The organism is Paludisphaera rhizosphaerae (assembly GCF_011065895.1).
In the GTDB taxonomy this organism is placed as follows: domain Bacteria; phylum Planctomycetota; class Planctomycetia; order Isosphaerales; family Isosphaeraceae; genus Paludisphaera; species Paludisphaera rhizosphaerae.
Genome location: NZ_JAALCR010000018.1, coordinates 76,301 through 98,180, shown reverse-complemented (window position 1 = coordinate 98,180; position 21,880 = coordinate 76,301). Strand labels below are relative to the sequence as shown.

At 66.5% G+C, this 21,880-nt stretch carries 13 protein-coding genes; 8 read left to right on the top strand and 5 right to left on the bottom strand.

Annotation, left to right across the window (positions count from 1 at the left end; genetic code table 11):
* Window positions 1–726: 726 nt before the first annotated feature.
* Complete coding sequence (locus tag G5C50_RS21880; protein ID WP_165072953.1) at window positions 727–1,464, bottom strand: hypothetical protein; 738 nt, start codon at window positions 1,462–1,464, stop codon at window positions 727–729.
* Between the two features lie 434 nt (window positions 1,465–1,898).
* On the opposite strand from G5C50_RS21880, the gene G5C50_RS21875 reads away from it, so the two are divergent.
* From G5C50_RS21875 to G5C50_RS21860, 4 genes are all read left to right on the top strand, one after another.
* Window positions 1,899–2,420 (top strand): sigma-70 family RNA polymerase sigma factor, encoded by a 522-nt coding sequence (locus G5C50_RS21875; protein ID WP_165072951.1) that lies wholly within the window; start codon window positions 1,899–1,901, stop codon window positions 2,418–2,420.
* Window positions 2,417–3,997, top strand: a complete 1,581-nt coding sequence (locus G5C50_RS21870) for a FecR domain-containing protein (protein WP_165072949.1) — start codon at window positions 2,417–2,419, stop codon at window positions 3,995–3,997. The genes G5C50_RS21875 and G5C50_RS21870 overlap by 4 nt, the downstream gene beginning before the upstream one ends.
* The gene (locus tag G5C50_RS21865) at window positions 3,994–7,713 is read left to right on the top strand and encodes a DUF1553 domain-containing protein (protein WP_165072947.1); all 3,720 of its coding nucleotides are present in this window, start codon (window positions 3,994–3,996) and stop codon (window positions 7,711–7,713) included. The genes G5C50_RS21870 and G5C50_RS21865 overlap by 4 nt, the downstream gene beginning before the upstream one ends.
* 242 nt (window positions 7,714–7,955) lie before the next feature.
* Entirely contained in the window at window positions 7,956–9,227 is a 1,272-nt protein-coding gene (locus G5C50_RS21860; RefSeq protein ID WP_165072945.1) for a DUF1501 domain-containing protein, read from the top strand.
* Window positions 9,228–9,320: 93 nt separating this feature from the next.
* Here G5C50_RS21860 and G5C50_RS21855 read toward each other — a convergent pair whose 3' ends face one another.
* A complete protein-coding gene (locus G5C50_RS21855; protein WP_165072943.1) occupies window positions 9,321–9,674 on the bottom strand; it encodes a hypothetical protein in 354 nt (117 codons plus the stop codon).
* A gap of 589 nt (window positions 9,675–10,263) precedes the next feature.
* Here G5C50_RS21855 and G5C50_RS21850 point away from each other — a divergent pair.
* Complete coding sequence (locus G5C50_RS21850; RefSeq protein WP_165072941.1) at window positions 10,264–10,860, top strand: hypothetical protein; 597 nt, start codon at window positions 10,264–10,266, stop codon at window positions 10,858–10,860.
* A gap of 66 nt (window positions 10,861–10,926) precedes the next feature.
* On the opposite strand, the gene G5C50_RS21845 is transcribed toward G5C50_RS21850, so the two are convergent.
* Window positions 10,927–12,624 carry a serine/threonine-protein kinase gene (locus G5C50_RS21845; RefSeq protein ID WP_165072939.1) on the bottom strand — a complete coding sequence of 566 codons (1,698 nt, stop codon included), beginning with the start codon at window positions 12,622–12,624 and terminating at the stop codon, window positions 10,927–10,929.
* A gap of 709 nt (window positions 12,625–13,333) precedes the next feature.
* On the opposite strand from G5C50_RS21845, the gene G5C50_RS21840 reads away from it, so the two are divergent.
* The 3 genes from G5C50_RS21840 to G5C50_RS21830 all read left to right on the top strand — a co-directional run bounded on the left by G5C50_RS21840 (window position 13,334) and on the right by G5C50_RS21830 (window position 18,241).
* Window positions 13,334–15,718: a glycoside hydrolase family 127 protein gene (locus tag G5C50_RS21840; RefSeq protein ID WP_165072937.1), complete on the top strand. Its 2,385-nt coding sequence runs from the start codon at window positions 13,334–13,336 to the stop codon at window positions 15,716–15,718.
* A 977-nt stretch (window positions 15,719–16,695) separates the two neighbouring features.
* Window positions 16,696–17,826 (top strand): DUF1559 domain-containing protein, encoded by a 1,131-nt coding sequence (locus G5C50_RS21835; RefSeq protein WP_165072935.1) that lies wholly within the window; start codon window positions 16,696–16,698, stop codon window positions 17,824–17,826.
* Between the two features lie 31 nt (window positions 17,827–17,857).
* On the top strand, window positions 17,858–18,241 hold the full coding sequence (locus G5C50_RS21830; RefSeq protein ID WP_165072933.1) for a hypothetical protein: 384 nt from the start codon (window positions 17,858–17,860) through the stop codon (window positions 18,239–18,241).
* Between the two features lie 160 nt (window positions 18,242–18,401).
* Here the strand turns inward: G5C50_RS21830 and G5C50_RS21825 are convergent, their stop codons facing one another.
* Window positions 18,402–20,642, bottom strand: a complete 2,241-nt coding sequence (locus tag G5C50_RS21825) for a DNA/RNA non-specific endonuclease (protein WP_165072932.1) — start codon at window positions 20,640–20,642, stop codon at window positions 18,402–18,404.
* A gap of 180 nt (window positions 20,643–20,822) precedes the next feature.
* Complete coding sequence (locus tag G5C50_RS21820; protein ID WP_206107797.1) at window positions 20,823–21,764, bottom strand: alpha/beta hydrolase; 942 nt, start codon at window positions 21,762–21,764, stop codon at window positions 20,823–20,825.
* Between the last annotated feature and the right edge of the window lie 116 nt (window positions 21,765–21,880).

The following is a 21,880-nucleotide window of genomic DNA, read 5'->3' as shown; positions in this document are numbered from 1 at the left end:
GATAGGGGCGACGCTTCTCGCGTCTGGTGATGTTGGACTGTCTCTCGACTGAATTCCTTGGTCGTCCTTGCCACTATCAATGGGGCCCGAATCCGCGAATTCTGCAATTAACGAGGGGGGTTTTCGAAGAAATCGTACTCTGAGGTTCGATTACAACAGATCTTCGGCTGGCGTCGCAGAATTTGAACATTCGGGCCCTTTTCTATAGGAAGACTGTCAGGTCCCTCTCCCGGGCGGTTTTCACATCGACGGCCGGCAACCAACGATGGTTAGGAGGGACCCCACGATGTCGGACGTTCGGACAGAGGCCGATCCTCAGATTGATGCGATGATCCGCTCGCTAAGCGAGTTCGTCCCCAAAGAGGAGGCCCATGAAGTCTGCGTAAGCACTTATGCGAGTGCGTGGGTGCTTGGTTTTACGGGAGGGAATGCTCTCAATGCCCTTCAGAAGGTTGTGAATAGGATCCGAGAATGGAGCGAAAGACAGAACCTTCATGACCTGTTCAGTGTAGAGCCCTGGGCCCAATTCCCACGAAGGGAAGAGCATAAGAGGATCATTCGCGAAGAGATCCATGGGTACGTCACGCGTTTTGGGCGCGTTCGATGCCCGCTCGACGACGTCCTCGCCCCTGCAATCGTTCGTCCTCGTATCGCTGCCATACGAGCGTCGACGGAAGGTTTCTTAGGCTAGATCGGTTTCGAATTCCAAATCTCCTCGCTGGAAGCTCATTCCAACGATTTTTCACCTTGGGGTTGATCAGGGAACAGGGCGTATAATGCCCCCAGTACCGAATCGAGAGAGGGATTTTCCTCGACGGTTAGCTCGAATTCTCGGGCGACTTGGGCGAGGCCCCGGTCTCTTTCGCTTCTTTGTCGGATTCTCCTTTCGTACTTATGGAGCACCCCCTTCAACAACCCGCTGTTGGGAGGAGCGGGATGTTCCAGGTTTTTCAGCGAGGGAGACCACAGCTTGGACTTCTTAAACCTCAGACTTTCGAAGCCGTTCTGGACGTAGTCCATCAAAAACTCTATCGCCAATTCGTAGTGTTTGCGGACGATATCCTCGGACGGGAGCTTCGTATCCCTAATGATGTCGTCGATCGAACATGTATTCCACCGGATCAGAACTTCGTAAGCATCCTTGTGTTCATCGTAGAGAAGCAAAAGCAACATCTGGGCCGCGATAAAGGGGGGCAGATCGCGCAGCAGAGAAGCCTGCTTCGTCGCCCCCTTAGGCGGATCGTCCGACTCGTCGGCGTCTAGATCGACGCCCATGTTGAGAGCCTTAAGGTCTCGATTGGCGAGGTTGATGATCCAGATGACCGCATAAATGAACCAGACTTTATAGAGTTCGGCGGCCGGTGATCGGGGGGTGTCGTCCTGGGAACGAAGTGCCTGCCGCCAGATATCAGGATGAAGGTTCGACCCCAACAACCAGCGCCAGGCTCGAGCGGATACGTTCACACATCGCTTGTCATCCCAGATCAGATTTCGCTCGCAAGAGACGTTCCACGCCACGGAGTGAAGGAGCTTCCAGACTTGGGCAGTCTCTGGTGACATGGGATCCACCCTCGATTCGCGGTGCGAAGGCAGGGAAGAAAGAGCCACATCGCGTCGAATCCATCGACCGGACGCGCGGAGGGAGGGGGGCGTCGGATTGACCGGTAAGCAGACCGGCCTTGAAGGTTCGCCGCATTTCCGAACGGGTGGGAGAGGATATTTATTTTTAGCGACATGCGCGAGGGAGTGCAACCTACTGGGCTCGCTCTCGTGGAAATGACGGCGAGACGATAGCCTGGGTCCGCCAGAGGCTATCGGCCTGGCTTCCCGTCAGAAAACGCGATTTCGTGTCGAGTGATCGCCGGGGCGATCGTATTCCCTGGGAGGAACCCGACGCGATGCTCACGGCCGAGGAGACGACGACGCTGCTCCTGAGCGAGCGGCTGGCGCTGACGGCGTACCTGGCGACGGTCGCCCGCGACTACCAGATCGCGGAGGACGTGTACCAGGACGTCTGCGTCAAGGCGATCGTCCGTCGCGAGCCGTTCGAGTCGCCGGCCCACCTGCGCAACTGGGCTCGGGCGGCCGGGCGCAATCGGGCCGTCGACCTCCTCCGCGCCCGGGACGGCCGCTACGAAGGACTGGACGAGGATCTGCTGGCCGCCCTGGCCGACGCCTGGCCCGACGCATCCGCCGACAGCCTGGGCCGCCGTCGCGAGGCCCTGGCCCGCTGCATGGGCGAGTTGACGCTGAACAACCGCGAGATCCTCAAACTCCGCTACTTCGAAGGCCGCTCTGGGCGCGAGGTCGCCGAGGCCCTCGGCCGGAAGGTCGAGACGGTCTACCAGGCGCTCGCCCGCATCCACAAGACGCTCGGCGAGTGCATCCGGCTGCGACTGGCGGCGGAGGGCGAAGCATGAACGACCTCGACTTCCTCGAACGCGCGATCCGATTCCAGGACGGCGCGGCCGCCCCCGACGAGGCCGCCGCCTTTCAGGACGAGCTGCGCTCCGACCCGGACAAGCTCCGGGCCTTCGCCGAACTCCAGATGCAGGCGGCCCTCGTCCGCGAGGTCGCCCGTCGCGAGGCTTACCAGCACGCGGAACGACCGGCCGTCCCCATCCGACGCTTCCCCTGGGCGATCCCCCTCGCGGCGGCGGCCGTGCTGCTGCTCGCGACCCTCCTGGGCGTGGCGGCGCTGCGGCGGATGGAACGTCGAACCGAGGGGCCGGTCGAAGCGGCCCGGCTCGCGGGGGCCTCGCGGGCCCGGTTCCTCGGCCAGCCGGTCCCGGACGTCGGTGCGGCGCTGGAGCGGGGTCGTGACTACGTCCTGACCGATGGGCTCGTCGAGCTGAGCTTCCCGGCTGGGGCCTCGGCCGTGCTGGAGGCGCCGGCCTCGTTTCGCGTGGAGGCGGCCGACGTCCTGGCGCTGGAGATCGGCCGTTGCTCGGTCCACGCCCCCGGGAACGCCGCCGGGTTCCGCGTCGAGACCCCGGCGACGCGGGTGATCGACCGCGGCACCCGGTTCGTCGTCAACGTCCGCGAGACGAACGAGACCGAGGTGCAGGTCGTCGAGGGCGCCGCCGACGTCTACCGCCGCCCCGACGGCGAGGCCGAGCCCGCGCTCCAGGCGCGGCTGGTCGAGAACCAGGCCCGTCGGTTCGCCGCCGCGGACGTGGGGAGCACCTCGGCGATGGGCTTCCGGCCGGAGATGTATCGCCCTCGGCTGCCGGACCGCGTCGTCTCCTACAAGGCCGAGCCCCGCGCCGACGGCGGCGTCGGCCGGCTGAGGTCGGTGACCGTCCAGCGCGGGGGCGTGATTCGGACCTATCCGATCGAGTGGCTCATCCCCGTCGGCCTGACGTGGTTCCGTCCCGATCCGGGCCGAGATCCCAACGGCCACCTGGCCAGCGGGCCGGACCTTTTCCTTCCTCGTCGCAACCTGCTCTCGGACGACGCCCTGGACACCGGCGTCATCAACCCAGGAGGGAGCCGCGAGCCGCTTCGCTCCGACCCGATCCTCGACTCCTCGGCCGACGGCGGCGGCACGCCCGGGATGGCCGTCCATTTCCGCAAACCCGTGGTCAACGGGCCGGGGCCGGACGTCGTCGTCTTCGAGATCCAATGCCTGACGAACTCGCTCGACGGCGACGCCTTCCACGTCGCCCCCCTGTCGTTCCAGGGCGGCCGACGGTCGCACACGATCCGGGCGTGGGACCTGACGATGAACTCGCCGGAAGCCCTGCGGACGTCGGGCTTCCACCTGTATCGCTCCCCCGACCCGGTCCTGAACCTGGAGGACCTGGAACGATCCCCCCTGATCACCACCCGGATCCGGAGCGGCTTCCGGACCCTGGCCGTGGGGATCGATCTCTCCGACCTGGGCTTCGCCGAGGGCGAATCGGTCCAGGACCTCTTTCTCCAGGACGCGGCCGACGACGACCAGCGCGTCGACCCGGTCCTCATCTCCGGCCTGCCGAACGGAGCCCCTGAATGACCCCGCCCTCCCCACGGACTCGCACCCGGTCCTTCGTTCTCGTCCTCGCCTGCCTCGTGCTCGCCGGGGCAGGGCCCGACGACGCGCCGCCGGCGTTCCTCTGGACGTTCGACGCCGAGGAGTCCACCCGGTTGGAACCACACGGCGGGGTCCATCGCGACGTCCCCGGGCCGCGACCGCCGACCTACCCGGACTTCGCGCCCGACAACACGGCGGTGAAGCTCGACGGCCGGGGCGCGTACTTCTCCTTCGACGACCCCGGGCCCGGCAGCCCGCTTGATTTCGCCAAGGGGGACGCGATCACGCTGGAGGCCTGGGTCCAGGTCGATGAGTTGAATCGAGGCGAGGCCGCCTACGTCGTCGGCAAGGGGAGGACCGGAGCCCCTGGGTTCCCGGCCGACAACCAGAGCTGGGCCCTCCGCGTCCGCGAGGGGGGCGGTCGGGCCTGCGTCAACTTCCTGTTCGCTTCCCCGAAGCGGCCGGGCACGGCGGGCGACGCCCACTGGCACCGCTGGACCTCCAAGAACGGCTTCACGCCCGGCAAAGGGTGGCATCACCTGGCCGTCACCTATCGCTTTGGCGATGCTGCCAGCATCCGGGCCTGGATCGACGGAGTCCCTCGCGAGGGCGTCTGGGACATGGGGGGGGCGACCGACGAGGGGCCGGTGGTCGACGACGCGCCCGTCTGGATCGGGTCCTCGATGGGCGGTGCGGCCTCCGCGAGCTTCCGAGGGGCGCTCGACTCCGTCGCCGTCCACCGCCGGGCGTTCGACGACGCGGCGATCAAGTCGCGTTACCAGCGCGTGGGGGAAGACCTGGCCGACAAGCCGGCCCCCGAAGTGGCGCCCGAGGTCGGTCCAATCCCCGCCGGCCGCGTCCTGGTCACGCTTTATGAAGGGATGCCGGCGCATCAACGGTGGTTCCTCCAGGGGGAAACGCCGCCCGGGGAGTCCGCTCGCTTCACCGCCGATTCGTTCCTCATCGACCGCCTCCCGCACGGCTATGACGATTGGGGCGTCCGCCGGGCGTGGAAGGCGCCTGTCCTCGTCCGGATGGCGGCGGACGTCGATCCCGGCGCGGGGTCTCGCAGGCTTCTGGCGAGAGTTCGCGGATTGAGCCGGCTCTGGGTCGACGGCGTCGTCGTCGCCCGGGGCGCGGCGATGACGGGCTCTCCCAACGGCGAGGAGCCGATCACGCCGCCGGCCGAGCCGCCGCATCCGGGACTTCGTCCGGCGGAGCATCGCCAGCAGGAGATCACGGCCGTCGTCGAACTCGCCCCCGACCGCGCGCATCGGGTCGTCCTGGAAGCCATCATCGGCGGCAAGACGCTCAAGCCCGACCCTGGCGAAACCTGCGTGGCCGTCGAATCCGAGAAAGGGCGGACGTACCACGTCCTGACGCCGGTCGGGGCCTCGCCCGTCGAGTTGACCGACGCGGACGTCGAACCGGCGTTGGCTCGCCTGGAAGCGTCGCTCCGCGAACTTGAGGACATGACGCGGCGAGCCCAGGCGATGAACCGCGAGCCCTACTGGAACAAACGCCGGGAGGCCGCCCGCGCCTGGCTGGCCGCCCATCCCGGTTCGGAACCCCCCGCCGCCGGCCACCCGATCGACGCCTTCCTCGACGCCCGAATCAAGAAGGCTCGCGAGCGTGCGGCGAAGGACGTTGGCGACGGCGGCCGATTCCAGGCGAAGATCCTCCCCATCCTCCGCGAGCGTTGCCAGCGCTGCCACGGCGAGAAGTCGAAGGGGGGGCTGAAGCTCGACTCGCTGGCTGCCGCTCTTCAAGGGGGCGAATCGGGCGAGCCGGCCCTCGTTCCCGGCGATCCGGATTCGGGCGAGCTGCTGCGGAGGCTCCGAACCGACGACGCCGAGGAACGGATGCCCCCCGGCGCCGAGGCGATGCCGGACGCCGAGATCCAGGCCCTGGCCGATTGGGTCCGCGACGGCGCCTCCTGGCCCGCGCCGCCGGTCGCCGAGGAGGCTCTCACGCCGCCGCCGGCCCTCGACGATGCGGCCTTCCTCCGCCGGCTGACGCTTGACGTCGTCGGGGTCTCGCCGACCGAGGCCGAGGTCCGCGCGTTCCTGGCTGACGCTTCCCCCGACAAGCGGATGCGGGCCGTGGATCGCCTTCTCGCCGATCCCCGATGGGCGGGCGGCTGGATGGGCTACTGGCAGGACGTGCTGGCGGAGAACCCCACGCTCATCAACGCCAGCCTGAACACCACCGGCCCGTTCCGCTGGTTCCTCTACGAGTCGCTCCGCGACGACAAGCCGATCGACCGCATGGTCGCCGAGCTGATCCAGTTGCGCGGGTCTTCCGCCGACGGGGGCGCCGCCGGCTTCGGCCTGGCCGGCGACAATGACGCCCCGTTCGCCGCCAAGGGGCAGATCGTCGCCTCCGCGTTCCTGGGCGTCGAGCTGCAATGCGCCCGGTGTCACGATTCCCCCTATCACAGCACCACCCAGCGCGACCTTTATTCGCTGGCGGCGATGTTCGCGGGGAAGCCCGTGATCGTGCCCAAGACCAGCCGCGTTCCCGCCGGCTTCTTCGAGAAGAAGGCCCGCGAGTCGCTCATCAAGGTCACGCTGAAGCCCGACGAACCGATCGCCGCCGAGTGGCCGTTCGACGATCTCGTCGCGGCCTCGGAGGCCCTCGCCGCGGCTCCCGTGGAAGACCCGAAAGACGCCCGCGAACGCCTGGCCGCGCTGGTGACCTCGCCGGCCGATGCGCGGTTCGCGCGGGTGACGGTCAACCGCGTCTGGCGGCGGTACCTGGGTGCGGGGATCGTCGAGCCCCCCGACGACTGGGAGGGCCGCGTCCCCAGCCATCCGGAGATGCTCGACTGGCTGGCCCGGCGGTTCGTGGGCGACGGCTACAGCCTCAAGGCCCTCGCCCGGCTGATCCTGACCTCGGACGTTTACCAGCGGCGGGCGACCGGGGCGAACCGGAACGCGCCGCCGGAGTCTCGCTTCTTCGCCGCTCCGGATCGTCGTCGGCTCTCGGCGGAGCAGGTGGTCGACTCGCTCTTCGCCGCGGCGGGGCGGCCCATGGACCTGGAGGAGCTGACCTTCGACCCCGACGGCCGGCGCACCAACGGCGAGCGCGTGAGCCTCGGCCGGCCCGAGCGGGCCTGGATGCTCGCCAACCTGGCCAACGAACGTGACCGCCCCAGCCTCGCCCTGCCCAACGCCACGGCCGTCGCCGACGTGATGGAGGCCTTCGGCTGGACCGGCGCCCGGCAGAACCCGCGGACCGATCGCGACGCTTCCCCCAACGTCCTCCAGCCCGGCGCGCTGGGCAACGGCGTCGCGGCGACCCGCCTGACGCGCGTCGCCGCCGGCGGCGGGCTGGCCGAGCTGGCTCTCGCGGCAAGTTCCCCCGGCGGGCTGGTCGATTCGGTCTTCCTCCGCTGCCTGGGACGCTTCCCGACCGACGTCGAACGCGCTCCGCTGACCTCCGCGCTGGCCGACGGCTTCGCCGACCGCCGGACGCCCGCGAACGAGATCCGGCCGATCCAGCCGCCCCCGGCGCTGCCGGCCGTGACCTGGTCGAACCACCTGCGGTCGGAGGCGAACCTCGCCGTCCTGGAGCTGGAACGTCGCACCCGCTCCGGCCCCCCCGTTGACCCCAGGCTCCGCGACGCCTGGCGCGAGCGGTTCGAGGACGTCGTGTGGAGCGTTGTCAACTTGCCTGAGTTCGTCTGGAGCCCGTGACCGCTGAGGTGATACTGACGTAAGAGCCGGCCGGCCCCAACTAGTCCCCTCTCCCATCGGGAGAGGGTGGCCCGAAGGGCAGGGTGAGGGTCGTCGGACTGTAAGCTCAGCCTGGTTTGGCAACTTTTCGACCCGACATGCCCTTTGAATTCCCACGACCCTCACCCGCCGCTCCGCGGCACCCTCTCCCGGCGGGAGAGGGGACGATTGCGACGGAGCCTCTCATCACAAGGATTCCAGGCATGAACCGACGTCGATTCCTCGGGGCGGCCGCGACGGCCGCGGCCTCCGCAACGATCGCCCCCCGCCGGGCCCTCGCCGACGTCGTGATCCGGGGCAAGGCGGAGCACGTGATCATGTTCTGGCTGGGGGGCGGCATGGGGGCGATCGACACCTTCGACCCCAAGCGTAAAGGAGACCCGGCCGCGAAGACGCCTGGGGCCTATTATGATTCGGTCGAAACGTCCGTCCCCGGCGTCCGCGTCTGTGAGCATCTGGCCCGCACCGCCCCGTTGATGGATCGGATCACCGTGGTCCGCAGCCTCCATCACGACGTCATCGACGAGCACGCCGCGGCCTCCAACCGGATGCACACGGGCCGGCCCGTCAGCGGGACGGTCGTTTATCCGTCGATCGGTTCGATGATCGCCCACGAGCGCGGCGCCGCGGCCGACGGGGTCCCGCCCTATGTCGTGATCGGCTACCCGAACGTCACGCGCGGGCCTGGCTTCCTGGGGGCTCGCCACGGTTACCTCTATCTGACCGACACTACCCAGGGGCCCGCCGGCCTCGCCCGTCCGGAGAACGTCGCGGCCGATCGCTTGCGGCGTCGCGATGCGCTGCTGGCGACGCTCCGATCCTCGGGCCCGGCCGACGCCGATCCGGGCGTTCGCGACTACGCGGAGGCCCTCGACCGCAGCTTGAAGCTCAGCGGGCCGGAGTTCCTCTCAGCCTTCCACGTCGACGAGGAGCCGGCCGACCTGCGGGCCTCGTACGGCGGCGAGTTCGGCCGTCGCTGTCTGCTGGCTCGCCGGCTCACCGAGCGCGGGGTGCGGTTCATCGAGGTCTCGCACAACCTGAACTTCCTCAACGGCGCCGGCTGGGACGTCCACAACGGCGGCATCCTCCAGCAGCACGCCTTGATCCGAGAGATGGACTCCGCCCTGGCCGCCCTGATCGTCGACCTGGAATCGCGACGGCGGCTGGACTCCACCCTGATCGTCGTCGCCACCGAGTTCGGCCGGCCCCCGGAGTTCGACGGCGGCGGCGGGCGGGGCCATCAGGGGACAGCCTTCAGTTGCGTCCTGGCCGGCGGCGGGCTGCGGCACCAGGGAGCCTTCGGCGCGACCGACGACCTGTCCAAGAAGATCGTCGCCGATCCGGTGAGCGTCCCCGACTTCTTCGCCACGATCCAGGCCGCCGTGGGCGTGGACTACACCAAGAGCCTCTACGACGGCGACCGCCCCGTTCCCATGACCGACGGCGGAATACCTATCAAGGCGCTCTTCGGATAAAGAGAAGTATTCAGCCGTCTTCTCGCCGGTCGGGTGGCATGGCCACGCTTGCGTGGCCATGGACCAGCGGAGGAAAAGCGTTGGGCCGTCCTCTCACTGAGAGGCGGCGGGGTTGATGCGCGGGTCGTTGAAATCGAGCCCCTTGCGCTGGCAGTAGCGGAGGAGCCCGTCCCGGGCGCGGGCGAGACTGGGGTCGAGGGCCAGGGCCCGGCGGTATTCGTGGAAGGCCCCGTGTTCGTTGCCGCGAGCTTCAAGGACTGCGCCCATCAGGGCCAAAGCCTCGGCGCAATCCGGCTCGACGTCGGTCAACCGTTCCAAAAGCTCGACGGCCTCGTCGAGCCGACGGGCGATCAACGCCCCCTCGATCTTCGCCAGGGAGGAGCGCCGGCCTTCGTCGTGCCGAGCGGCCTCGTCGCCCATCGTGTTCGGATCCTTCTTGGCGCTCATGACCATTCCCCATCGCCCCGTCTCGCAATCCCTCGAATCAGGGAGGTCGCACGAGGCAAAACCGGACCGACGCGACGAGCTTCTCGGAGATCACACGCCTGCAAGAAGTCGCTGCGGCCGCTAGGCGCATCGTAGCAACCGTCGGGCCGATTCGATATCGGATTCGCAAACGATTCGCTGTCCGGGAGTTGCGTCCTCCTCCCCGAAAGTGCATCGCGCCATTGCGCGTGCTCGTATCGTGCAAAACGCAAAGTTCGTGATTGTGGATTGCAAGACGCGCGAATTCGGCTGACCTACGTTCAGCGGAACGGCGGCCGGCATCACGATCGACTTGTCGCGGCACCGCGAGGCGACCGTTTCTGCTGGCGTGTCGTCACCCGGTGATTGTTTCGCTCGTCTCCGTCGCGGAGGTGACGACAGCCGGTTCGGGTGGCGTGACCTGCATTTTTGTCCCTTGTGTTTGGAATGTTGTATTCGGGGTTGTTCTGTTTAGGCGAAAACTGCTTGACTGGTGCGTTCTTTGTTTTTCTATTCGGTTTTGGGCAAGGTTCGAATCTACAGATGGGCACTTCACCAGGATGTGTCACCGATGACGAGACTCGCGAGACTTTCTAGGTTCTTCTTGGTTGGATCAATCCTGCTGGCTTCTAGTGACGCTTGCTTAGCCAGCGGTTACTTCACCAGCGGCCCGCTGCCCAATGACTTGAGGGAGCGACTCGACACGCTGGCGAACAACGGCGTGCCCATCGAGGGCGTCTGTTTCGACGGGGCTCAATCTTGGGTCACCCTCACGCCGAACGAGATCAGATCCGGCGGCCCGCTTCCCCAGCGAATGGTAAACTATATCGAAGGGCTCAAATCAAACGGCCGGCTGCCAAGGGCGGTGCAGTTCAGCGGCGACGGGTGGTACGTTCTCGACGAACACGGAGGCTTGAAGATCGAAGGCCACCCTCTCCCCCCCGACGCGGATGAATTCATTCAGGGGGCGTTGAACGGGGGATCAAGGCTGCAGAGCGTTTCGTGCAACAGGAACGGCTGGGTGGTCGTTACGGATCGCGCGGTTAAAACCGGCGGAGCCGTGCCCCCGAATCTGCTCGCCAAGATTCAGGAGTTCAGCCAGAGGAGGATCGGCATCCGTTCGATCTCTCTCGCGCCGAACGGAATCTGGGTAATCACGACGAAGTAGCCTGAAGGAGAGCATCCGGCCGCGAGGGACGGCGGCCGTCAATTCACTTCCACCCATGAGCCAGGTTCAGCGGCCGACGTCGAACGACGCGCTCCGGCGGAGGACGCGGAGAGTGCCGTAAAGCCCGACGAGCATCATGAGCGCTACAAGGGCTGCCAGGCCGATCGCCGCGAAGAGAAACCACATTGCTTCACGGTGCGCCGTGTGAAGCGCCGATTCGGAGTGTTCCTTCAATTTGTCCGAGAACGACTCGAGGCCGTCGGCGTACTTGTGCTTGGTGTCCCGGTATTCCAGGCCGTTCAGGAGTTCCCAGGCCCTGGCGGTCTGCGTTTGACGGACCAGGGCGAAGGCCTGGTCTTCCAGTCGCACGAGCGACGCGTTCGCGCCGTCGACCTTGGCCAACTCGTCCTTCGCGTCGGGGACCAGTTCAACGGCCTGCTTGATGGCGTCGTCCAGGGCGGGGAGGTGCCGTCGGTAGCGTTCTTCCCATCGTGGTTCGCCGGTCACAGCCGCGAGCGAGCAGGAACTCGTCAGGACTTCATCCAGGTAGAGGATCTGTCCGCGCAGTTCCTGGATCCGCATCTCGCGGTGCTGGATCGTTTCGATCACGCGGTAGTTGCGATAGGTCGTCCACGCCATGGCGCCGGCCAGGACGGCCAGCATGACGATGCTCGCGACGGCGATCGTCGTGGGGAGTTGGTTGCGCCTCGACCAACTGATCAGTTGCTCCAGCGGAGTGGCCGCCCGGGCCTTGATGGGCTCCCCGTTGATGAACCGACGCAGGTCGTCGGCCAGGTCCGAGGCCGACCGGTAGCGATCGACGGGCGACTTCTCCAGACACTTCAGGCAGATGGTGTCGACGTCGCGAGGGCAGGAGGGCCGCAGGCGCCGGATGGGGACCGGCACGCCGTTGATAACCAGTTGAAGCGACTCGGCGGTGGACGAACCTTCAAACGGGGTCTTCCCCGTCAGCAGGCGGTAGAGGACGGCGCCCAGGGAATAGATGTCGACGGCCGGCGTCGCGTCTCGGGTGTGGCCGCTGGCCTGCTCCGGGGACATGTAGCCGAGGCTCCCCATGACCGACACGGTCCGGGTGTGGCTGTCGCTGTCCTTATCGCCGAGCTTCTTGGCCAGCCCGAAGTCGGTGATCTTCGGATCGCCCGCCTCGTCGAAGAGGACGTTGGCGGGCTTGAGGTCCCGGTGGATCACCTGGGCCCGATGCGCATGATCCATGGCGTCCGCAAGCTTGGCGATCAGCTCGGCCGATTCGTGCGGCCCCAGCGGTCCCTCCGCCACGCGGTCCTCAAGGCTCCCGCCGGGGCAGTACTCCAGTGCCAGGAACGGCAGCCCTTCGTCCGAGCCCACCTCGTAGATCTGGACGAAGTTGTGGTACTTGAGCCGCGCGACGACCTCGGCCTCCGTCTGGAATCGGGCCAGCTCGACTTCCCCCGCGTGGCCGCCCGCCAGGATGACCTTCAGGGCGACGGTTCGCTTCAACCGCAGGTCCTGCGCCTTGTAAACGACGCCCATGCCCCCGCGGCCGATCTCCTCCAGGATCTCGTAGAATCCAATCCGCCTGGGAGCCCTCGGATTCCGTTCGGGCCGGTCGCCGTCCTGCCGACCTTCGGCGGGCTTGCCGACGAGTTCCCCCGACGCGTCGTCGATGGTCACGGCCGACGGCGGCGCATCATCCTGGCTGCTGTCGAAATCCATCGTCACGTCAGCGCGAACCGTTCGATCGTCGGGCGAGTTCTTGGATGGCATTGAGGTCAGCCCGTCTTCTGAGGAACGGCGTGCTCCGGGCCTTGAATACGTCGGGGGGGCGGGCGTCAACGGCGTCTGCGCCGATTGGGGGGGCTCAATCACTATCCTCAGGTCCGCACCAAACGCCCCAAGGGTCGGTCATCGACGGGGCCAAGCGTCGGCCTGGGCGAAACCGTGGCCAGAACCTGAAGAGGGATGACCTGACCGAGAGCATATCGGCCAGGCATTAACGAAGGGTAACAAGGTCGCGGCTCGAACTTCAATTTCGAATGCCTGGGCAAGAGTCAGATTCTCTGTTCGACCCCTGGCTTTTCTCGGAACAACTCAAGCGTTCAGAGACCATGGTATTGAGAGGAGGGCCGTATTCGTAGGTCGAGAGGCGTTCCACGTCGGTTCAGCGCTGAGGCGTCCGGGGAGATACGTTGGGATGGTCGAAAACGTGTCGATCGAAGCCAATTTCGTAGCCCTGGGCGTTTGCGTAATTGGCTGTCGTTTATGGCGTTGCGTTGAGCGGGTTCGCCTGGGTCGGATGGCGGCCGAACCCAATCGAAGCCGGTGGAGCGAGGAGACGGAATCAGCGAGGCGGTCGGGACTGTCGGCGCGGGGTGGTCGGGGATATCGTCGAAGGGAGCAAGTCGGCGCGCGTCTTCGGCGCGCGGGGCGTCCGCAAAGGGCGTGCGACCGTTTCCTTCGACAAGGACGAACCACGATGAGACTTCTTCGGAATCCAGCGCTCTGGGCGGTGGTCGGGCTGTCGCTCGTCGCCTCGGCGCGGGGCGGGGATCAGCCGCTGGCGAAGTTGCAGGGGGTGCCGTTCACCGACGTCGCCATCGCCGACGCCTTCTGGGCGCCCCGGATCGAGACCAACCGCACGGTCTCCATCCCCCTCAGCCTGGCCAAGCTGGACGAGTACGGGAACCTCGCCAACCTGGACCTCGCCGCCAGGGGGGCGAAGTCGGGCTACAAGGGGCCCGTCTTCATGGACTCCGACCTCTACAAGGCGCTCGAGGCCGCCTCGTACTCGCTGGCCGCTCACCCCGACCCGGTCCTCGACAAGAAGGTCGACGAGGTCATCGCCCGGATCGCCTCCGCCCAGCAGGCCGACGGCTATCTCGACTCGTGGTTCACCGTCAACGCCCCCGATCGCCGCTGGACGAACCTCCGCGACCAGCACGAGTTGTATTGCGCGGGGCATATGTTCGAAGGGGCCGTCGCGCACTTCCGGGCGACCGGCAAGCGCAATTTCCTGGACGTCGCAACCAAGCTGGCCGACCACATCGAGGCTGCCTTTGGGCCCGGCAAGCGGATGGGGTATCCGGGACATCCGGAGATCGAGCTGGCCCTGATCAAGCTGGCGAAGGCCGCCGGCGAGGACCGCTACGCGAAGCTCGCCGAGTTCTTCATCAACAATCGCGGCAAGCACTTCTTCGCCGAGGAGCACCACACCGATCCCGCCCGCTACGACGGCACGTACTGGCAGGACGACGTCCCGATCTGCGACCACAAGAACATCAAGGGCCACGCCGTCCGCGCCGCGTACCTGCTGAGCGGCGCCACCGACGTCGCCGCTCGCACCGGCGACCCCGCGCTGTTGAAGATGATCAACCGCGTCTGGCGGAATACGACCGAGAAGAACATGTACATCACGGGAGGGATCGGCCCGAGCGCTCACAACGAGGGGTTCACCCAGGACTACGACCTCCCGAACCGATCCGCCTACCAGGAGACCTGCGCCTCGATCGCCCTGGCGCAGTGGAACCACCGTCTGGCCTTGCTCTACGGCGACGCCCGCTTCGCCGACGTCTACGAGCGGTCGCTGTACAACGGGGTTCTCGCGGGGGTCTCGCTGGACGGTAAGCGGTTCTTCTACGTCAATCCGCTGGAGAGCGTGGGGCGGCACCATCGGTCCGACTGGTTCAGTTGCGCCTGCTGCCCGCCCAACGTCACCCGGACGCTGGCCTCGCTGGGCGGTTACGCCTACGCGAACGATGCGGATTCGCTGTGGGTCAACCTGTACATCCAGGGCTCCGTGAAGGCGAAGTTCGGCGGCAAGGACGTAACCTTCGACGTGAAGACCGACTACCCCTGGGACGGCTCGGTCGCCATCGCGCCGAAGGTCGACGCGCCGACGACCTTCGCCCTGCGGCTGCGGGTCCCGGGCTGGTGCGAGGGGGCGACCGTTGCGATCAACGGCGAGCCCGTCTCGTCGCCCATGACCGAGCGAGGGTATTTCGTCGTCGCGAGAACGTGGAAGCCCGGCGACGTCGCGAAGCTCGACCTGCCGATGCCCGTGCGCCGGGTCGCCGCCAACCCGAACGTCGAGGCCGATCGCGGTTTGCTGGCCATCCAGCGCGGGCCGATCGTCTACTGCCTGGAAGGGGTCGACGCGCAGGCCGATCTGGCTTCGCTCTACCTCCCGCGTGACGCCTCGCTGACGCCGGATAAGTCGTCGGACCTCGGCGGGATCGTCGCCCTCAAGGGGGAGGCGCGAAGCGTCCCGGCCCCGAAGTGGGACCGGACGCTCTATCGGACCGTCGGCGAAGGCGACGCGACGCCCATCCGGGCCATCCCCTACTATGCCTGGGACAATCGCAAACCCAGCCCCATGAAAGTGTGGCTGCCGACGGAGCCCTCGCCGGGGACGGCGGGCGTGGGCGAGAAAGCCGCGCGGGTGACGATGTCGCACGTCAGCTCGAACGCCCAGACCGAGGGCGCCAACGACGGGGTCGTGCCGCCGCGGAGCAACGTCACGCCGCCGGTCAACAGCCACTGGTGGCCGCGCAAGGGGACCGAGGAATGGCTCCAGTACGCCTGGGATTCGCCCCGGACGTTCAGCTCGTCGAAGGTCTACTGGTTCGACGACACCGGCCGAGGCGAGTGTCGCGTCCCGTCCTCATGGCGGCTCGAATACCGCGACAACGGGACCTGGAAGCCCGTCGAGGCCAGGGGGCCGTACAAGCTGGCCCTCGACGGCTGGAACGAGGTCGCCTTCGCCCCCGTGACCACCGACGCTCTCCGACTCGTCGTCCAGCTCCCCCAGGGCTGGGCCGCAGGGGTTCATGAATGGACGGTGCAGGAGTCAGACGAGGAGTGATTGGGAGGGGCGAACATCGCCTTTGATCAGGAGCCAGGCGGTTTCCCCCTTCACGCGGGGGGAGCCGCCGCTCTTGTCAGCACGGCCGCCGCGATCCGGCGCAATCCCTCCATGTTGCATCGCTTGCGTCGGAACCTCTGAATCGCGCAATGGGGTTATCCTTCCCGCCTTTTCCAGATCACGACCGATGAAAATCCTGGCAAAGTACGGAGGCGTCGGGAGTTTGGATCGACTTTTGCATGAGAAGCAGCATCCCCGAGATGAACTCACCGCGCGTTGTTAGACATCGCATGCGATGAAATCCGTTGATTTTTGGAAATGGACATCGCGCCAGGCGATCCGAGTCGTACGCTGGTCGGCAGGGGGCCTCTGATCCCCGAACCAGGTGATGGGTTCGGTGATCTGGGTTGAAGGGGCCTTGGGTTCGTGCTAATGAGGAACGACGCTCGGAGTGGAGAAGTGCGAGGAAGGGCTCGCGTAATCCCGACGAGGTGAAGATTCGAGGTCGAAGACGCAGCGGTCGCGTGAATCGAGTTGCTTTCAGATCGCCAGCGATCGAGGGCGTCGTCGGGGGAATCATGGACTGGAACTAGTCAGGGGCGTGGCGAAACGGACAGGACAGGAGGGGTGCCGGCATGCGTCAACTCGCTGATCTCGCCGTGTGGATGGGAATGATTGTGCTTGCGGTGGGCGTCGTTTACTTTACGCCGATCGTGGCTGATTACTTTATGGCCGACCCGAGACTCTCCATCGAATCCACCTCTCGGGGTGGGATGCATCGCACGGTGCTTCACGTCAGTCGTCCGGTTGGTGAGTCGCCTCCAGGCCGCTGAGTCCGTCCCGCCGAATCAACCAGGGCGAACGACCCGGGATTCATGGGAGCTTCACTGCTTCCTCCCGGGTCGTTCGCTTTTGGACGTTAGTCTGATGCTCGCGTCGTCAGGATGTCATCCACACGTCCCAGAGCATCAACTCCCATGTCTGCCGACCGCCGTCGTCGCGGCTTCACGCTGATCGAGCTTCTCGTCGTCATCGCGATCATCGCCGTCTTGATCGCCCTCCTGTTGCCGGCCGTGCAGTCGGCGCGCGAGGCGGCGCGTCGCGCCCAGTGCGTCAACAACCTCAAGCAGATCGGCCTCTCGTTCCACAACTACGAGAGCACCGTCGGGGCCTTCCCGCCGACGACGATCCTGACCCCCGCGCCGACCGGTAAGGCGGGGACCTTCGCGTTCGAGTCCTCGTGGAGCGCCTTCGCTCGTTCGGCGCCGTTCCTGGAGCAGGGGGCCTTCTACAACGCGATCAACTTCAGCCTGACGTACAGCGACAAGCCGAACCTGACCGTCGCCAACACGCCGCTGGCCACCCTCTTCTGCCCCAGCGATCCGGGCCCGAAATACGACGACGCCTCGATGGGGAGCACTTTCTACGCGACGACCAGCTACGGCACCTGCGACGGCGATTGGTACGTCTTCTCCGTGAACTGGGGGACGACCAACACGCTGGGCCCCAAGAATTCGGCGCTGTTCGGCCCCAACTACGCGAGGTCGATCGCCGAGGTGACCGACGGCCTGAGCAACAGCCTGATGGCCTCCGAGGGCCTGATCGGCCACGCCCAGATGCGAAGCTGCCTCAGCACGCCCACCGTTCCCTCCGACTCGGTCACGGGGACATGGACCCCCACCAACGTCCCCGCGCCGGGGGGGCCGTCGATCGCCGCCCTGACGCAGTTGATCGGGTCGTGCGGAACGGCCTCGGGGAAGGTCAAGGCGGGCGGACCGATCGGCCACACTCGATGGTGCAACGGCGGCGTCTACTACTCGGGCTTCACCACGGCGATGACCCCGAACCCGAACGTCAAGGCCCTCAGCCGCGCGACGGGGTTCGCCAACGCCGGGCAGACCGTCCAGATGGACTGGGACTCGACCGACGAGAACGACGGCGGACCGACGTACATGTCGCTGGCCGCCACCAGCCGGCACTCCGGCGGCGTCAACGCCCTGATGGCTGACGGCTCCGTCCGGTTCATCAAGGACTCGATCGCCCCGACCGCCTGGCGAGCCCTGGGGAGCATCGCCGGCGGCGAGGTCGTCTCGGCCGACTCCTACTGATCGACCCGGCCCACGAAAGGACGACAGCCCAATGCGCCGTTTCTGCCGATCCGTCGTCGCCCTGGCCCTCTCCCTGATCTTCGTCGGCTGCGGCGATTCCTCGTCAACGCCCCCCGGTGGGATGACGGTTCCCGTGAAGGGGATCGTCACCTACAAGGGGAAGCCTTTGGCGCAGGGGACCGTGGTCTTCGAGCCCGACGCCGGTCGCGAGGCCCAGGGGGAGGTCGGCCCTGACGGCTCGTTCACCCTCTCAACCTTCGCCAAGGACGACGGCGCCGTCCCCGGCTCGCACCGGGTCGCCGTCAAGAACATCTCAAAGTCCGTCCTCCCCCTGAAGTACCAGAACCTGGCTTCCTCCGGAATCGAGGTCGTCGTTTCCGCTGAGAAGGGGGCGTACACCGTCGACCTGAAATGAGGCCCTCCGCCCACGGCTCAGGGGACGCCCCGCGGTCGCTCCACGTCGCCGCGGCGTGAGCGGTTGACGGCGGCCCCGGGCCGAGAGGCGCCTCCCGGAGCAGTCCGCCTCGAGAGGCTCCGGGGTTTTCGGGCGATTCGATGGCTCGATTCCATCCTGCTCAATAGCGACGACGCGATGCCGGTCGGCGTTCCGGTCGGCCGTTCAGGACAAGATCGTCGAACGATCGGAGGAGGCGAAGCGGCGAGCCGAGCGATTCTCGATCGCCGAATACGTCCGCGTCGCGAAGCGGGCCGAAGTCGATGCCCGTCAGCTCCTCGATCTCGGCGACGGTCGTCTGATACTGCTCGACGTCCCCCAGATCGTCGAAGCGCTCTCCGCCGATCCGCTCGGGAAGACGGTTCAGGAAGTCCGCCTGGCTGGCGAGCATGGCGATGGCCCGCAACTCGCCTCCGTCCACATGGGCGACGATCTTGTAGAACTGCACCGGCACCCGGACGTCGCGGTAGCGGGGGTCGTTGCGAGCGAAGACCGGCCCCGTGAAGACAGAGACCTTGGCGTCCTCGGAGCGGGCGTTGTCCAGGACGAAGTTCTCGATGCCCTGCCAGAATCGAGCCTGCTGGTTGAACGGGGACGCCTGCGGGCAGCAGTTCGCAAAGTGGAACGTGTCGGCATTGGCGCGTTCCGCCGACTCGTCCGTCCCCCAGTTCGGATCCTCGCGCCGGACCATGTGGCCCCGGTCGAACACGCGCGGGCGTTGGTTGTCGTAGAGGGCCTGGGTGGTTTGAACCCCGGCGGGGATTCGCGGATCCTCATACCACTTCTCGGTGGCCTCGGCCGACTCCGGGGCGGCCTCGACGACGAACCGCTCGAAGCCGGGCTTGGCTTTTCCGGTATCGCGATTGACCGATCGAGACAACGCGCCGTCGATGTTGACTGCCGTCACGAACGCCATCTTTCGGTCGGCGTTTATGACGATGCTGAAGTGCTCGTACTTGAGGATGGTCGGGTCTTCGTTGCGGCTCGTTCGGCTGAGCCTGGCCGGCGTGCCCGGCGCATCGTCGGTGATCGCAGGGAAAGGGACGACGAATCCGGGGAGGAAATTGGGATCGTAGCCCTTGCGGTTGGAGTAGTCGCTGTCGGGAGGGGGCTTGCGCTCCGCACTCGACGTCGTCGGCTCGTTCGGCGTAACCCTGGCCGAATAGCCAGCGCCCCCGAGGCGGACGGTGATCTCAAGCGGGACCGTCAAGGTGACCGAGCCGTCCGCGTTGGAGCGTGCGTCGCCGCCGTTCATCGGTGCTGGCTCCCGTTCGTTGGAGGTGGAATCGTCGTTACGGTTCGATTGGCCTGTCCCCGACAGCAGGTCCGCGATGTCGTCGGCCCGACTTGGTCCTCGTTCGGACGTGTTCAGAGCGGTGTCGAGGATCCCCCGTTGTGCGTCCGACAATCCGCGTCGAACATCCCCCAGCGCCTTCACGATCGCGCTGATGCGGATGCCCTCGTTCAACTGGCGATCGATGGGCTTGCCGTCCTGGTCGACCGTTTGCCGGAACGGTTCCCCGTAGTGGTGGAGGGCCACGGCCTCCCACTGGTCGTTGAAGACCGGAGAGCCCGAGGACCCTGGCGAGGTGTCGGCCATGTAATGCAGAACCGTCTCGAGCCGCGTGACGAGTTGATTCTCGCGCAGGACGACCTGTTTGAAGTCGCCGTCGGGGTGCTCGATGATATTCACGAACTCGCCGAGGATGTGCTTGTCGTCTGAATCCAGGATCGGGCAGTAGCCGAAGTCGGCGAGCGAGTTCGGCCCGGATTCCCGCCTGCCGACGGCGACGAGCGTGAAATCCAGGTCGTCTTCCAGGTTGGTCACGAAGAACGCCCGGGAGTCGATTTCAAAGCGGGTCACGATGCGGGTGCGGCCCTGGATGTCGAGCTCGTAGTTGAACTCCAGCAGCATACCCGCGGCGTCGGCCTCGCTCAGCAGGACGTGGTTGTTCGTGAGGAACAGCCGGTCGGAGACCATGAACCCGCTGCCGATCGGCGATCCGTCCCTGCTGATCACCCTCGCCACGCTTCCCGACGCCGCCCTGGCGCGGTCGAGGAATGAGACGCCGACGAAATCAGTGGTCTTGCCCTGGATTCGCTCGGCCCCCAACGCGACTTCGCCCGCGAGCCCGAGCCGTTCGGGGGCGGTCCCCCTGACGAGAGTCTTGGCTCGCTCCTCGCTCACGTGGGCGACCGCGCTGAACCGCTTGATCTTCCTTTCGGCGTCCGGCTCGGCCGAGAGCGGCTTGCCGCTCTCAGTGGCCTTCAGGACCTTGTCTCGCTGCTTCCTGGCCTCCTGCTCGTCCATCCGCGATTTTGCGGCGGACGCGATGCGTTCCGGCACCCTCGGAGTGGACATCGCTGACGCTCCCCATGACGGCTCGGGAGGGGCATGCGCGACAGGCGCCCAGCCATGCCGGAACCCCTGGCCCCCGAACCATCATTTGGAGACGCGCGCTGACCTGGTCGCAAGCGAGAAATTGGTGAAGGGAGGAAGAATCGGCGGGCGGCCGCGGTTCCCGCCGTCTCACGCGCGTCGCTAGTCGCGTTTGGGTGACCGGGAGGATTCGGGCTGGTTCGCGTCGTCGGCCTTCAGGGCGTCTGGCTTCTTGGCGTCCTCGTCGCTGGAGAGCCGATCGAGGAAGTTGAAGACGGCCTCAGTGGGCTTGTCGTGGGGGAGGCCCATCTCGCGGTTGATGGTCATGTGGGTCTTGGACGGGAAGGCCCCCACGGTCGCCTCGACGCCCGCCTTGCGGAGCTTGGCGGCCAGAGTGGTGGATTGGGCCTTGGAATCGACCCGGCCGACGTGCAGCAGCAGGAAAGGCGGAATCCCCTTGTCCTTCTCGACGTGCGCGATCGGCGAGGCGTCTTGCTGGATCTTGGGGTCGGTCCCAAAGACGTTGACGTACATCGAGCGGATCACCGGCAGGGCGGAGTCGCGAATCTGACGCGCCACGTCATAGCCGGCGCCGTCGAGCAGGACGACGCCGGAGATCTCGTCGAGCTTCATCCCGGCGTCGTTGAGGTAACGCTCGTCGATGCCGGTCAGGGCGGCCAGGTGGGCGCCGGCGCTGTGGCCCATCAGGAAGATCTTCTTGGGGTCGCCGCCGAACTCCCGGGCGTGGTCGCGAACCCATCGGACGGCATTCGCCACGTCGCCGGCCTGTTCCTTGTAGGTGACTTCGGGGACGAACCGATACTCCACGCCGACCCAGACGTATCCCCGCTTCGGGAACGCCTTGGGCTGGGACTGGACGAAATCCTTGTCGCCGAACGTCCAGGCGCCGCCGTGGATCCAGACGATGATCGGATGATTCTCGCCCTCCATCGGAGCGTCGACGTTCAGTCGCGTCTTTGGGCTGACATCGGAATAGGCGACGTCGCGCAGGGTTCGACCGCCGCCTTCATCGGCCGCGGGCGCGGCGGCCGCCGTCGTCGCCAGGACAATCATCGCGCCGACCGTCGTGCGGAGCCGGCTCATCGTCGACGTCTCCTTTCCTCGGGACGGAACATTCCCACGGAGTATGAAACCCGGCTTTTCCTTTGAGGTGACGCGCTCCGGGCGAAACTGTGCGGCGCTCGGGCGGCAGAGCGTCG

Coding starts and splice junctions, on each gene's coding strand:
- G5C50_RS21875 (WP_165072951.1), top strand. CDS start 1,899: ATGCTCACGGCCGAGGAGACGACGACGCTGCTCCTGAGCGAGCGGCTG.
- G5C50_RS21830 (WP_165072933.1), top strand. CDS start 17,858: ATGCGCCGTTTCTGCCGATCCGTCGTCGCCCTGGCCCTCTCCCTGATC.
- G5C50_RS21870 (WP_165072949.1), top strand. CDS start 2,417: ATGAACGACCTCGACTTCCTCGAACGCGCGATCCGATTCCAGGACGGC.
- G5C50_RS21845 (WP_165072939.1), bottom strand. CDS start 12,624: ATGCCATCCAAGAACTCGCCCGACGATCGAACGGTTCGCGCTGACGTG.
- G5C50_RS21850 (WP_165072941.1), top strand. CDS start 10,264: ATGACGAGACTCGCGAGACTTTCTAGGTTCTTCTTGGTTGGATCAATC.
- G5C50_RS21825 (WP_165072932.1), bottom strand. CDS start 20,642: ATGTCCACTCCGAGGGTGCCGGAACGCATCGCGTCCGCCGCAAAATCG.
- G5C50_RS21860 (WP_165072945.1), top strand. CDS start 7,956: ATGAACCGACGTCGATTCCTCGGGGCGGCCGCGACGGCCGCGGCCTCC.
- G5C50_RS21865 (WP_165072947.1), top strand. CDS start 3,994: ATGACCCCGCCCTCCCCACGGACTCGCACCCGGTCCTTCGTTCTCGTC.
- G5C50_RS21820 (WP_206107797.1), bottom strand. CDS start 21,764: ATGAGCCGGCTCCGCACGACGGTCGGCGCGATGATTGTCCTGGCGACG.
- G5C50_RS21840 (WP_165072937.1), top strand. CDS start 13,334: ATGAGACTTCTTCGGAATCCAGCGCTCTGGGCGGTGGTCGGGCTGTCG.
- G5C50_RS21855 (WP_165072943.1), bottom strand. CDS start 9,674: ATGAGCGCCAAGAAGGATCCGAACACGATGGGCGACGAGGCCGCTCGG.
- G5C50_RS21835 (WP_165072935.1), top strand. CDS start 16,696: ATGTCTGCCGACCGCCGTCGTCGCGGCTTCACGCTGATCGAGCTTCTC.